The sequence below is a fragment of the Paenibacillus sp. fava2 genome (assembly GCF_058313675.1).
Map to the genome: position 1 here is coordinate 5370303 of NZ_CM177755.1, position 12397 is coordinate 5382699.

Genomic DNA, 12397 nt, shown 5'->3' on the forward strand with positions numbered 1-12397 from the left:
CCCCTCCTTGGTTCATTGGTCTGGTTGATAGGAAGTCTGGTTGATTGAATCTATTTGAACGAGAGCCTGCTTAATCGGGAATCTGCTGCTTAGGAAACAATCCGTTTCTGTGCGACCGGTTCAAAATGAGTGGTGTCTTCCCCGCATACCGGGCAGACCCAATCCTCCGGCAGATCCTCAAATGCCGTACCTGGTTCAACATCCTCATCGGGATCTCCGAGCGCCGGATCATAAATATAGCCGCATGGCTTGCAAATGTATTTAGTCATTGTTAATTCCTCCTGTGTGTTATTTAGTTGGATTTTCGGCACTTAATTCGATCATTTCTCGACTTTTATACTCATTAGTTGGAAAATCAGCACTTAGTTTAGGCCAAAAACCCCTTTTGGACGGATAACTGTATAATTAGATGACGTTTTTCCACCTAGATTCTTCAAACCGGCAGTTAGCCAAATATTAAATGTCATTTTTCCACTTAGTTTGGTCAGCCGCCGCTTATAGGGGCATTTCCGCACCGCGATAATCAGCATAGATGTATTCTGTACAACTAAATCGGCTATTTTCTGCCCGAGCCGGCACTTAGTTGTATTCCATACACTTAAATCTCCCTAAAAAGTCCGATTTACGCGCTCCGGCCCATTGTAGCTGCACGAAATACACTTATAGAGCGCAAGCATACGACGACGCGGGAATATAGTTGTACAAACTACAGTTATGCTTCATTGCGCAGTCATCCTCACAACAGTTAGAGCCGGCCCAAACTACGGATTATGAATCTGTTCTCTTACCTGGATCACCAAACCAGTAAACCTCACATTTGGCCGCGATCCCGCACTCTTATTCCACCAGCGCCGCAATCCCGGCAATAACCGCCTCAAGACTGCCGCCCGCCACATCCAGCCCCTCCAGGCTCACGCCCTGCTCCACCGCTGACTTATACAGCAGCGAGGCTGCCGCACCGTCCCAGGCGAGCGCCCCGGCCAGCCGGTTGTCCTTGACGTAAATCCGCGTGTACACGCCGTTCACTTCGCCCGCCGCTGACAGGTCACACTGCCGCTCATCCGTGTTCCCGATCGAGAACAGCGAGCTGCCAAAAGCGTTAAACAGCGTCACCGGAACCGGCCGGCGGTAATCGGCCGGGTCTGCCGCAGCCATGTTCATTCCGGCTACTTTGCCCTGCTCCATCGCTCCGCCCCACAAGCCTTCCACCAGGCCATCCAGCTCGGCAATGTCGCCGGCGGCATAGATATGGGGAGTACTCGTCTCCAGATGACGGTTCACCAGCACGCCGGACCGGACATGTATCCCGGTCTCCCGCACCAGCTCCGTATTCGGCACGATGCCGATAGAGTACACGACATGTCCGCAGGGAACTTCCGTTCCATCGTCCAGGGTTACGCCGGAGACTACTACATTTCCGGTAATCGCAGTAACCCCAGCGTGCAGCTTAACCTCCACACCGGCCTGCTCCAGAATCCGGCGCAGCCGCTCCGACGAAGCTTCATCCAGCTGCCGGGCCATCAGGCGCGGGGCGGCCTCGACAATCGTCACCGGATAACCGGCTTCATGCAGCGCCCAGGCTGTCTCCAGCCCCTGTACCCCGCCGCCGATGACAACGGTGCGCTGCCCGGCGGTCAGCTCTGCCTTTAAACGGTCGGCATCAGCCAAATCCCGGATCGTATGCACGTTCTGCAGTCCGGCACCGCCTACAGCCAGCGCCCGGTTGCGGGCACCCATGCAGAGCAGCAGCTTATGATAGGTTATCCGGCGGCCGTCTGCCGTCTCTACCTCCTGCGCCTCCGGGTGGATTGCAGCAATCCGGCTGGCAGTGTGCAGAGTGATCCGGTTATCGCGGTACCATTTTTCTTTCTTGATCAGCACCTTATCGCTGTGCAGATCACTGAACAAGCCCTTGGTCAGCTTGATCCGGTTATAGGGCAGGTGGCTCTCCTCCCCATAAATCGTAATTTCCGACTCCGCATCCTGATCGCGGATCGCCTTAGCGGCATGAACCGCCGCTACCCCGCTGCCGACAATGACATAATGTTTATTCATTTCCGTCGGCCCCCTTAGATTGCGCTCAGCAGCAGGTCAGAGACGAATTCAGCGGCGTTTTTGATCTTCTGTGTCTTCTCGGCCTCTTTCGGGGAGAAGCGGACGCGGATCGGGAATTCCACATGCGTCATGCCGGTGGACTTGATTACATCGGAAGTGCTTTGTACGGTCATATTGGTTCCATTCAGGTAATCCTGGATAACCTCGATCGCTTCACCGCTCCAGCCGTAAGAGCCGAAGGCAGCTGCCAGCTTGCCTTTCAGATTCAGGAGCTGCAGCTCCTTGAGCAGCGGCTCCAGATTGCCGATCATATCGGCGTAACGGGTTGAGCTGCCGATGAAGACAGCGTCCGCCGCCTCAATGCTCTCGATCATGTCGTTCATATCGCTTTTATCCGCATCCCATACCGTTGCTTCGATACCGTTCTCCTGCAGCGTAGCCTGCAGAATGCCGGCCATTTTCTTCGTATTGTTCTTGATGGTGGTGTAGACGATGGCCGCTTTCTTGCCCTGTGTCGTTTCCCGGCTCAGCTCGGCATACAGATCAATATACTTGCGGACGTCCTCGCGGATCAGGAACCCGTGCGAAGGGGCGATCATCTCAATCTCCAGATCCTTGACCGCTTCCATCAGCGTTCTTACATATCTTCTGTGCGGGTGGATAATGGCGCTGTAGTAACCTTTGAAATCCTCTGTGATATCAAAACCGGCCTCATCGCTGAACAGCTTCTCCACAGCAACATGGGTGCTGAAAATGTCGCACGGGTAAAGTATTTTATCTTCTATACAATAAGTAATCATCGTTTCTGCGGTATGCAGATAAGGAGTCTCCTTGAACAGCAGCGTTTTGCCGCCAATATCCAGCGTATCCCCGTCCCGTACCACCAGGTAATTACGGCTGTGCAGCTTGTACATTTCCTGGATTTCCGGTACCGCAATCTCGGTACATACAATAGTAGCGTTAGTCGCCCGCATAGCCAGCGCTGCCAGCCCGCCGGAGTGATCCGGCTCGGTGTGATTGATTACGATGTATGCAATGTCCAGCGGATCAATCAGCTCTGCCATCCGGTCGGCATATTCACGGCCAAACTCCATATCCACGGTATCAATAACGGTCGGCTTGCCGGTTTTCAGCAAATAGGAATTGTAAGTCGTGCCCTTCGCCAGAATCAGCCGGTGGAACGGCACCTCACGGTTGTCGATTTTCCCTACCCAGTACGTATCCTTGGCAATCTTAATATCTGAAATGTTCATCTCTCTTCGCCCTCCAATTGATCTTGTTTGTCTATCAGCACCCTCATTCTATAACGGGCACCGGGGTCAAAAGGAGGACTCAAATCAAATTTTGAAAAGTTTAAAAAAGCGGAGATTACAAATTAGAATATACACGGTTTTCTGGAGAGCGTTGTGTCCTGAGTCACGCTGGAGTATACTGATTGAGGAAAATTGGTCATGCACGTCTCTGCACGCTGATAATCCGCACTACTACATACAAAAGGAAGCGTGTCGAGTTGAACAAGTATAAGGCCAATTTTCTGGTATTGCTCATTACCCTGGGATGGGGATCTTCCTATCTGTTTATGAAAATGGGCCTGGATTCCATGGAAGAATTCAATCTGCTTGCACTGCGCTTTGGGATCGCTTTTCTGGTGACCGGACTGGTATTCTGGAGGCGGCTGCGCAGGATTAATAAAACGACTATCGGGTATGGTGCAGTGCTTGGAGCCATATTGCTCTGGGTGTGCGTATCCATTCTATTCGGCCTCAAAACTACAAGCACCTCAAACGCCGGCTTTCTCGTCGGGCTTACGGTTGTTTTTGTACCTATATTAAGCGTCTTTCTCTTCCGTAAAAAGCTTGCGCTGAGCCACATCATCGGTGCACTGATTGCAATGACCGGCATCGGGATGCTAACCCTGAACAGCAAGCTGCAGATGCACCCGGGAGATATTCTTTGTATTTCGAGCGGGATCAGCAACGCCTTGTTTATCCTGATCTCCGGCGCAGCAGTCAAAAAGACCGATTCCATAAACGTCGGCATTGTGTCCCTGGGCTTCACTGCGGTGTTTGCCCTGATCTTCTCTTTTATCTTCGAGTCACCGGTTCTTCCCGGAACCTTCAGCGGATGGACTTCGATACTGGCGCTTAGTCTGGTCTGCAGTGCCTTCTGCTTTATTGCCCAGTCGGTATCCCTGAAGTATATTGCACCTGTACAGCTGGGACTTATGTATGCGCTGGAGCCGATTTTTGCCGCGATAATCGCATTTATGTTTGCCGGTGAGCGTCTGACTATGCAGGGATATATCGGGGCTATGCTGGTGGTTGGCGGCATTCTGGTATCCCAGTGGCTGGAGCAGCGGAAAAAGCTTCCTACCGGCGGAGCGCAGCCTGTTTCACATTAGACATTTTTGTTAAAAGCATACAAAGGGACATACCCGGGAAGCCATCACTGGCTTATGGGCATGTCCCTTTTTTGTGTTATTTTGCCGCAGGAAGATCGATTTTCAGCTCCAGTCCCTTGATGAACTGCTTCTCCTTCACCGTCTCCGCGAAATCATCTTCTATTATAAAAGGCTTTAACAGCAGATAAGAGGTGGCTCCGGAAGTTGTCGCATATCTCGCGTCGAAGCTGAGTGCATTGGCAGAATACTGCCCGTCCCCGTTCAGAGCCGGAAGCTGGCGTCCCTGATCGTCATAAACGGCTAGCCGGATCTTGTTCAACTGCTGTTCTTCCTTCTCTGTTAATGTATCTGCTTTGAACAAGGCTATGGAATAATCAATACGGGTCGTCAAAGGAGTGCTCTGCAGCTCTGCCACTGTAACGGACAGCTCGTCATTAGCGGATAGAGCATCAGGCTGCACGTTAATGATGTCTTCGGTTGTTTTTTTGAAGGGAATATCCAGCTTGAATTCGTGGTCGATCCCTTCCAGAGTAAGAAAAGCTTCAGCCGTTAAGGTATCAGGAACAGTGCTGCTGCCGGACGCTTCAAACACCTCCTCAAAAATCAGCATATCCGGATGGGCATCACCGGCGCCTGTATAATAACCGCCCTGCAGGATAGAGCCGGAGTCACCCTGCTGTTTGCCGTCTACCGTAAGCGTCAGATTGCTGATGGCATCGCTGAGCTTCACCTTCCTTTTACCGGTATCAAACTCGCCATTCTTCAGGTTCGGAGCTTCTGTCTTCAGCAGAAAAGCTGCCCGGCTTCCGTCAAAAACGGTTTCGGTAACCTCCAGCTTCACGTCCCTGTAGGACACTTCACCGTTCACACTGGAGGCAAGCCCGAGGTCGCCGGTGTTCCGCAGGCCAATATCCCCTTCAATCGAGCTGAACAGGCTTCCGATGAGCGGTATGCTTTTGATCGAATCCGCCATAGCCGGGGATACAAAGCCGGAGGCGAACAGGCCTGCTCCCAGAACAAAAGCTGCTGCTGTGGCAGAGCTAAACCGGCGGAGCTTCGACTGCGGTTTCCTTCTGCGTCCGGCAAACTTATTCATAGTTGATCGTCCTCTCTTGGTTCATTGTAATCGTACGCCTGGCTGTTGTTCCATCCTATGGCTGCCATTTAAATGTCACCGCCGAGCGTGCTTTTAAAGTAAAGGAAAATGTACGCTCCCCCCACTCCACGCTGAACGCCCGGTCCTCATCCGCCGGATTAAGGGCGATCAGGACAAGGGTGCCGTCCGGATTGCGGTAGGCGACATTGTCGATCCCGCCGGCCTGCGGCGAGCCGATACGGACCGCTCCGGGAAGAACGAAACGGCTGGCATGTCCCAGGGCGTAATACTCCACATTCCGTGAGTAGCCTGCGGCTCCTTGGCCGTCTACGGTTACAACACCGCGGCAATTCGTGCAGCCTCCGTTCGCTGGTCCGCCGTCAGGATCGAGGGCAAGGTTCCACAGCAGCACGCTCTTTGCCCAGTTGCGCGGCCCGCCGATGATCAGCTTGGACATCAGCCAGGTCAGGTTATCGCCGAAATTCTCGCTCCACGCGCCTCCGCTGCACTCCGTTACATAGATCTCTTTTTCGGGATGGGCTGCGTGCACCTTGCTCATCACTTCCGGCGAACCCGCATAACAATGATAGGCTGTGCCGTCAGTGTAGGCGTTCGCTTTTACATCACCCAGTACAGTTTGCGTATAGCTCTCCGCGATGTCCCAGTTATGATCGAACGCCACAATTTTGGACGTAATGCCTTGCTTGCTGAACTCCGGTCCCAGATAATCTCCGATAAAAAGTGCCTGCTCTTCCGCACCCATGCTCATACTCGGATAATCCGCAGTCGTGAATTCCGGCTCGTTCTGTATAGTCAGTGCATAGATAGGGATACCCAGCTTCTCATAATCCTTAATATATCGTGCCAAATACTGCGCGTAAGCAGAATAGACACGCGGCTCGGCGTAGTTTAAATACCATCCGTTATGAATCTGTTCCCCGTATTTCATCCAGGGCGGAGCGGTCCAGGGTGTTCCCATTACCTTCACCGTTTCGTTCGCGTCAACAATACGCCGCAGCAGCTCCGTCACATCCTTGTCTTTGGCGGTGGAGAACTGCTCCAGCCCGTAATCCTGTCCGGATTCTGAGTCATCATAAGTGTAGCTCGCCGGATTGCCGTCTGCATCGACCGAGAAATCGGAAGCGCCGACGGAGTGGCGGACAAAGCTCAGGCGTATCCCTTCGGGCGAGAACAGATCATTTACCAGTGCATCGCGCTGAACCTCAGACATTTGCTTATTAATCAGAAAAGCGGAAGACCCCGTAACGGAGGCACCAAAGCCGTCCATCGTCTGATATTCCTGGTCCGGATTCACCGTTATAACGGGTTGTCCGGCAGCTGACTGCGCCGTTTCACCATCCGTGTCTGCCGAATCCCGGAAAAAGAACGGCTCCTGCGGAGCAAGCAGACTGGACTGATCTCCCGTTGTCACCCAGGCATTCACTTCTACCGGAGACGGGCGGGTCTGTTCCGGCTTGTAATTGTACAGTATCACTGCGCTCAAGGCCGTTAGTGCGGCGGCGGCTGCTGCTGCCGTCAATAACAGTTTGCGTCTGCGCATAGCGAGACCTCCTTAATATGGTATAAATAAAAAGAAGCCGGAGGCTTTACCCCCGGCCGATCCATGAATCTGCGTCATTATCCGCTACACAGCTGTGCTACCCGTCACACACTTGGCCAGCTATGTTTTTTGTTGCCCGGAAATATCTGCTTCATCGTTTGATCTTTGATTACATTGCAATACCCTTATTTGATCGTCAAGCTGGTCTTCAAACGGATATCGTCCGAGGCGCTGCCAACATAAACCGGTACATTGCCGGAAGGCATGACCCACTTGTCCGTTTTCTCATCCCAATAAGACAGTGCTTTGGCATCCAGCTCAATCTGGACGCGCTGCTGCTTGCCGGGCTTCAGTTCAACCTTGGAAAAGCCTGCCAATTGCTTAGGTGCGGTCTCAACCTGGGTTGGCAGCTGGCCGACATACACCTGAACTACCTCGGCACCAGTAACTTTACCGGTATTTCGGAGATTCAGAGACACTGTCATCTTGCTGTTAGCGCCCTTGCCGCTTACATTTGCATGAACATTACGGTAGTCGAAGGTTGTATAGGACAAGCCATGGCCAAAAGCAAACGCCGGCTTGATCCCGGAATTCTCGTAACCGCGGTAACCCACCATAACACCTTCACTGTACTCGCCCTTGCCGTTCACTCCCGGGAATTGTGCAGCAGACGATACCGGCGTACTGTCTTCATTAACCGGGAACGTTACCGGCAGCTTACCGGACGGATTCACATCTCCGAACAGTACCCGCGCAATGGCGTCACCCTGCTCCTGACCGGTGAACCAGGCCTGGACGATCGACTTGACCTTATTCTGCCAGCCGTCCATCTCAACCGCTCTTCCGCTCATGGATACCACGATTGTATTCGGGTTGGCTGCAGCCACCTCGGAGATCAGACGGTCCTGGTTATTAGGCAGATCCAGATCCGAACGGTCGTAGTAGCCTTCACTTTCATAGGTGCGGACAACAACTACGGCAACATCAGATTTTTGGGCCAGATTAACGGCTTCCTGCATTTTGCTGTCTACCGCACCAGCCGGCGGCTCCCAGCCGAGCCGGACGGTACCGCCGAAGTCCGTGGAGGCACCTTCCTTGTAGTATGTTTTATATTCAATTTTGATCTCATGACGTTCTCCCTTGGTGAGGGTTACAGCAGCCTTTTCTGTCTTCAGCTTGGTTCCGTCGCTGTCGATCAGCAGCTTGCCGTCCAGATACAGCTTGCCGGTGCCTACACTGGTCAGGCTTAGATTGTACTCGCCTGTCACAGGAGCAGTCAAATAACCGTTCCAGCGTGCGGACATCATGCTGTTCAGATTGCCCGGTGTCTGCGGCAGCTTGGAGGACTGTCCGTTCAGTCCGTCAAAGTTATAAAAACCAAGATTCAGGTTAACCTGGCCGTCTGTCCGGGTAAGCGTAGGCTCGCCTTCCATTTTGTTGTTAGGCCAGTATTCCCCGCTAAGACCAGTACCTTCCCCGTCTCCCGCAGGAGTCAGGACCGAGGATGGAATCGCGGAAGGACCGTTGACAATATCACCGGTGCCTACCGGATCCGTACCAGGTGCATAGCTGACTTTAACGCCGCTTCCGGCGCGTCCGCGGATTGCATCCAGCGGAGTGACCGTATACGTCGGATTCACCAGAGAGCTTCCCCCGACCGTTGTGTAGTTATCAGCATCCGGGCCGATGACCGCAATCGACTGCAGCTTGTCCTCATTCAGCGGCAGCGCCTTGTCTTTATTCTGGAGCAGCACCAGGCTGTCCTCGGCAATAGCAAGCGCCGCCTTGCCGTGCTCCTCTGCCGGAATCTGGACATTGACCGGCTTGCTGTCAAACAGGCCTTTATCGAACATCTGGGTCAGAACTCTTCCGGCCATAAGGTCAAGCTGGTCTTCACTGACCTCTCCGTTGTGAACAGCTGTCAGCAGCTGACTCCCCCACTTGCCATACGGCTCACCCGGTGTTTCGAGATCAAGTCCGGCCAGTGCCGATTTGGCTGTACTGAGATTGGCGCCGTAGTCACTCATGACAAAGCCGTCGAAGTTCAGCTTGTCTCTCAGGACATCAGTCAGCGCATATTCGCTTTCACAGGCGGGAGTGCCGTTAATTTTATTGAATGAGCACATTACGGAAGAAAGACCGGCATCCTTTATCGCCGCTGCGAACGGTCTGGAGTAGATCTCCATAATCGCCCGTTCGCTGGCTACGGAATCCACTGTGAAACGGTCTGTCTCCTGATTGTTAAGCAGGTAATGCTTGGCTGTTGCCATGACCGGATGGCTCTGCACAGCATTGACATAAGCCACGCCCAGCTTGGACTGCAGCAGCGGGTCCTCTCCGAGAGACTCGAAGTTACGCGAGCCCCATGGCAGCCGGGCAATGTCGAGTCCCGGTCCGAGCAGCACATTATGCGTTGTATTGAACGCTTCTTCTCCGACCAGATCACCGTAGAGAGCTGCTGCCTCGGTATCCCAGGTTGCAGCAAGCGCGATCGGCGCCGGGAATGCGGTAGATTTCTTATTCTGTATATCAGGGTTGGCTATGCGTACGCCTGTCGGCCCATCGGCCATCGTCAATGCGGGAATGCCAAGCCGCTCCAGCGAATCGTTATAAAAGCCGTAATAATTATTCACATTACCTGTGACAAAATTAACCTTTTCCTCTGTAGTCATTTCCTTCAGCAGCAGCTCCGTACGCTCTTCCGGAGAATGCGTAGCGTCCAGCCATGGTCTGGCAGAATCCGCTCCGGCCATCTGCAGAGGCGCAAGCACGGATATACTGATTGCTGCGGCGGCAACCGCCGCGTGTAGTTTAAGCGATACTTTCATGTTCTGTGTTCCCTCCTGGATGTCTCTGTCTAATGACCCGTCCTCACATTCCAGTCTGTCCAGCTGCCGGACAGTCCTTGTTGATCGGCAATCCGAGTTATGCGTTCCCCTCCTCCGTCCTGTAATTCTGGAATATGTATAGGCTTCATGCTGGGATGTGCCTATGTTTTTCGTGAGCACAGGCAGCTTTTGAATTGCCGGGTATAACAGTAGCGCAGTTTTTCATGTCTTGCATCCGTTATTTTCTGGTAACGGGAAGCTCCCTGTACCCTACTTTACTGAAAATCACCTGAAATTTTCCTGAAAATTAACTGAATACCGCTGAAAACTAGGACTATATTCCCTTGCAGTATCGTAACCTTATTGTAACCTTTTTGTAACTTTTAAGACAGAAGGATCAGAAAAATAGGACCGCCGCAAAAAACCAATATAGGGTTATATTGGGCCACATGCAAAAATACAACTGCATAACCTTCCAAGTATTTACACCTGGTTCATACCGGCGTTCACGCTGAAACCATATTTGTATTCATACTAAAGTTATGGTTAATCGATGCCGGGTCCATCAACATGATCTGCCCGAATCGGCAAACAGCCTATGCTTTTCGTTGCCAGCTTATCTGCGTAACGCTTCAGGCAGTCGCTATTGATCCTCCAGTTCACAAATCCCTCTCCACTTCGCTTCCCAACCCTGCTAATTAAACTAAGTGGAAAAATGCCATCTATTTCTCCGTAAAACTGTGCTGCTGGGAATCTAATTGGAAAAACGACACTTAATTTCAGCGAAAGTAGCTCCAGAACAATAAATCGTCCGAAATAAATGCTCTTTTTCCACCTAACCATCACAGAAGCCGGGGATCACCGAATTTAAGTAGCAAAAATCCAACTAAGCCTCAAAGGTTCTTTCCCTCAGTAAGTGAAATCTTGTATTATACCGCTCGCAAGCCTCCCCGCCCGGATAAAACAACGCAAAAAAACGGCGTTCCTCTACGGAACAGCCGTTTCTTACATTCTTTTCTTACAATTTTAGAATGCAGTTAAACCGTTTCGAAACATTTCAAATTTTTCTGCACAAATTCCCGGAACGTTCTCGGTGCCCGCCCTGTCAGCTGCTGAAACTCCCCGCTTACCCGCTGAGCCGTACCCATCCTGGTCATAAAATACAGGGCTACCGTCACATTCACATAGGCTTTATCCAGTCCCCGCTCTTTAATGTAGTACCTTCTATATTTCAGGAACCCAGGCTTGGCATACGTGATCTGCCGTTCTGTTGCCTCACTCAGGATCTGCGCCACCTGATAATAGTCGAGCGACTCCGGTCCAGTTAGCGTGTGGGCGGTATTGGCATATTTCACAGGATCGCCAAGCAGCACAGCGGCAGCAAACCCGATATCCGCCGTATCAATAAAGCTGGTTTTGCTGTTGCCCGCCGGTATAAAAATCTGATTCAGCCCGCGGATCTCGGCAGCGTGAATGCCAGATATATTTTGCATGAAAAACCCCGGACGGATATGCGCATAAGGAATTCCTGCAGCTTCTATGTATTTTTCAATTTTATAGTGGGGCGGAATGCTATTCTTCTCGATCCCCATCAGCGACAGAAAGGCGACCAGCCGAATGTCGTGAGCCTTCAAGGCGTCAATAAAAGGATACAAATCCTCCGGGTTCCCCAAATGCGGCGGGCGCATCAGAAATACCCGGTCCGCCCCTTCAAGCGCCGAAGCAAACGTAGCCGGTTCTGTAAAATCCAGCTTCACACATGCTGCCCGGCCGTGAAATATTTTCTCAAGTCTATGCACATCTGTCCCGGTGGCCACAACCTGCTCCCCCCTTTTCAACAGCTCATCCGCTACATAGCTGCCCACATTGCCCGAAGCGCCTGTTACTACTATTTTCATGATCTTCCCGTCTCCCTGCTGATGATTTCCGTCGCCTGCTGCATTAACTCTATAAATCTGGTGAATTCAGCACTGCCCATCTGCTCTTCCAGCAGCTCCATGCTGCGGTAATATTCCGTTGCGGTGGACTCTACGAGTTCCCGCCCTTCCGGCGTCATTGAGACAGTGTAGCTTCTTCCGTCTGTAGCTGATGCAGCTTTATGGAGATACTTTTGGCGAACCAGAGAATTGATCATGACCGTAACAGACGGCTTGGATATCCTGAAAAAACTGCTGATCATCAGCGGCGTAACCGGCTCCTCCTGCTTCTCCACAAAGATAAGCACGCCCATCTCGCTGGACCTGACCGGAATCTCCTTTTTCACATTCATCTGCTGCCGGCAAAATAAACCGATGATCTCCGCACTCCTCACCGTACTCTCTTTCATATGTCCACCTCATTTAGTTAGTCTGGTTAACTATATTATTATGCTTCCGCATCCCTTCTGTCAAATGAATTAAATACCCTTCTGGCTGCTGCTATCTAACTAACGTCTCCCGTTATAAGCATAGTATCTT

General features: G+C 52.0%; 9 protein-coding genes. 1 reads left to right on the top strand and 8 read right to left on the bottom strand.

Features of this window, described 5'->3' with window-relative positions; translation table 11 throughout:
• Positions 1 to 89: 89 nt before the first annotated feature.
• The 3 genes from rd to AC4G46_RS23665 all read right to left on the bottom strand — a co-directional run bounded on the left by rd (position 90) and on the right by AC4G46_RS23665 (position 3308).
• Positions 90 to 269, bottom strand: a complete 180-nt coding sequence (gene rd, locus AC4G46_RS23655) for a rubredoxin (RefSeq protein ID WP_042179145.1) — start codon at positions 267 to 269, stop codon at positions 90 to 92.
• Between the two features lie 568 nt (positions 270 to 837).
• Positions 838 to 2055 (bottom strand): NAD(P)/FAD-dependent oxidoreductase, encoded by a 1218-nt coding sequence (locus tag AC4G46_RS23660; protein WP_491124873.1) that lies wholly within the window; start codon positions 2053 to 2055, stop codon positions 838 to 840.
• A gap of 14 nt (positions 2056 to 2069) precedes the next feature.
• A complete protein-coding gene (locus AC4G46_RS23665) occupies positions 2070 to 3308 on the bottom strand; it encodes an FprA family A-type flavoprotein (protein ID WP_491124874.1) in 1239 nt (412 codons plus the stop codon).
• A 257-nt stretch (positions 3309 to 3565) separates the two neighbouring features.
• On the opposite strand from AC4G46_RS23665, the gene AC4G46_RS23670 reads away from it, so the two are divergent.
• Positions 3566 to 4456 carry a DMT family transporter gene (locus AC4G46_RS23670; protein ID WP_491124875.1) on the top strand — a complete coding sequence of 297 codons (891 nt, stop codon included), beginning with the start codon at positions 3566 to 3568 and terminating at the stop codon, positions 4454 to 4456.
• Positions 4457 to 4532: 76 nt separating this feature from the next.
• On the opposite strand, the gene AC4G46_RS23675 is transcribed toward AC4G46_RS23670, so the two are convergent.
• From AC4G46_RS23675 to AC4G46_RS23695, 5 genes are all read right to left on the bottom strand, one after another.
• Positions 4533 to 5552, bottom strand: a complete 1020-nt coding sequence (locus AC4G46_RS23675) for a DUF4179 domain-containing protein (RefSeq protein WP_491124876.1) — start codon at positions 5550 to 5552, stop codon at positions 4533 to 4535.
• Between the two features lie 55 nt (positions 5553 to 5607).
• Positions 5608 to 7113 (bottom strand): glycoside hydrolase family 30 protein, encoded by a 1506-nt coding sequence (locus tag AC4G46_RS23680; protein ID WP_491124877.1) that lies wholly within the window; start codon positions 7111 to 7113, stop codon positions 5608 to 5610.
• Between the two features lie 185 nt (positions 7114 to 7298).
• Positions 7299 to 9941, bottom strand: coding sequence for a beta-glucosidase H (locus tag AC4G46_RS23685; RefSeq protein ID WP_491124878.1), 2643 nt, complete (start codon positions 9939 to 9941; stop codon positions 7299 to 7301).
• A 1037-nt stretch (positions 9942 to 10978) separates the two neighbouring features.
• Positions 10979 to 11839, bottom strand: a complete 861-nt coding sequence (locus AC4G46_RS23690; RefSeq protein WP_491124879.1) for an SDR family oxidoreductase — start codon at positions 11837 to 11839, stop codon at positions 10979 to 10981.
• Positions 11836 to 12267, bottom strand: coding sequence for a MarR family winged helix-turn-helix transcriptional regulator (locus AC4G46_RS23695; protein ID WP_491124880.1), 432 nt, complete (start codon positions 12265 to 12267; stop codon positions 11836 to 11838). The genes AC4G46_RS23690 and AC4G46_RS23695 overlap by 4 nt, the downstream gene beginning before the upstream one ends.
• Positions 12268 to 12397 lie beyond the last annotated feature (130 nt).

What these genes read in the sequence shown, in the direction of transcription:
- AC4G46_RS23680 (WP_491124877.1), bottom strand. Translation starts at nt 7,113, where the DNA reads ATGCGCAGACGCAAACTGTTATTGACGGCAGCAGCAGCCGCCGCCGCA.
- rd (WP_042179145.1), bottom strand. Translation starts at nt 269, where the DNA reads ATGACTAAATACATTTGCAAGCCATGCGGCTATATTTATGATCCGGCG.
- AC4G46_RS23690 (WP_491124879.1), bottom strand. Translation starts at nt 11,839, where the DNA reads ATGAAAATAGTAGTAACAGGCGCTTCGGGCAATGTGGGCAGCTATGTA.
- AC4G46_RS23685 (WP_491124878.1), bottom strand. Translation starts at nt 9,941, where the DNA reads ATGAAAGTATCGCTTAAACTACACGCGGCGGTTGCCGCCGCAGCAATC.
- AC4G46_RS23695 (WP_491124880.1), bottom strand. Translation starts at nt 12,267, where the DNA reads ATGAAAGAGAGTACGGTGAGGAGTGCGGAGATCATCGGTTTATTTTGC.
- AC4G46_RS23660 (WP_491124873.1), bottom strand. Translation starts at nt 2,055, where the DNA reads ATGAATAAACATTATGTCATTGTCGGCAGCGGGGTAGCGGCGGTTCAT.
- AC4G46_RS23675 (WP_491124876.1), bottom strand. Translation starts at nt 5,552, where the DNA reads ATGAATAAGTTTGCCGGACGCAGAAGGAAACCGCAGTCGAAGCTCCGC.
- AC4G46_RS23665 (WP_491124874.1), bottom strand. Translation starts at nt 3,308, where the DNA reads ATGAACATTTCAGATATTAAGATTGCCAAGGATACGTACTGGGTAGGG.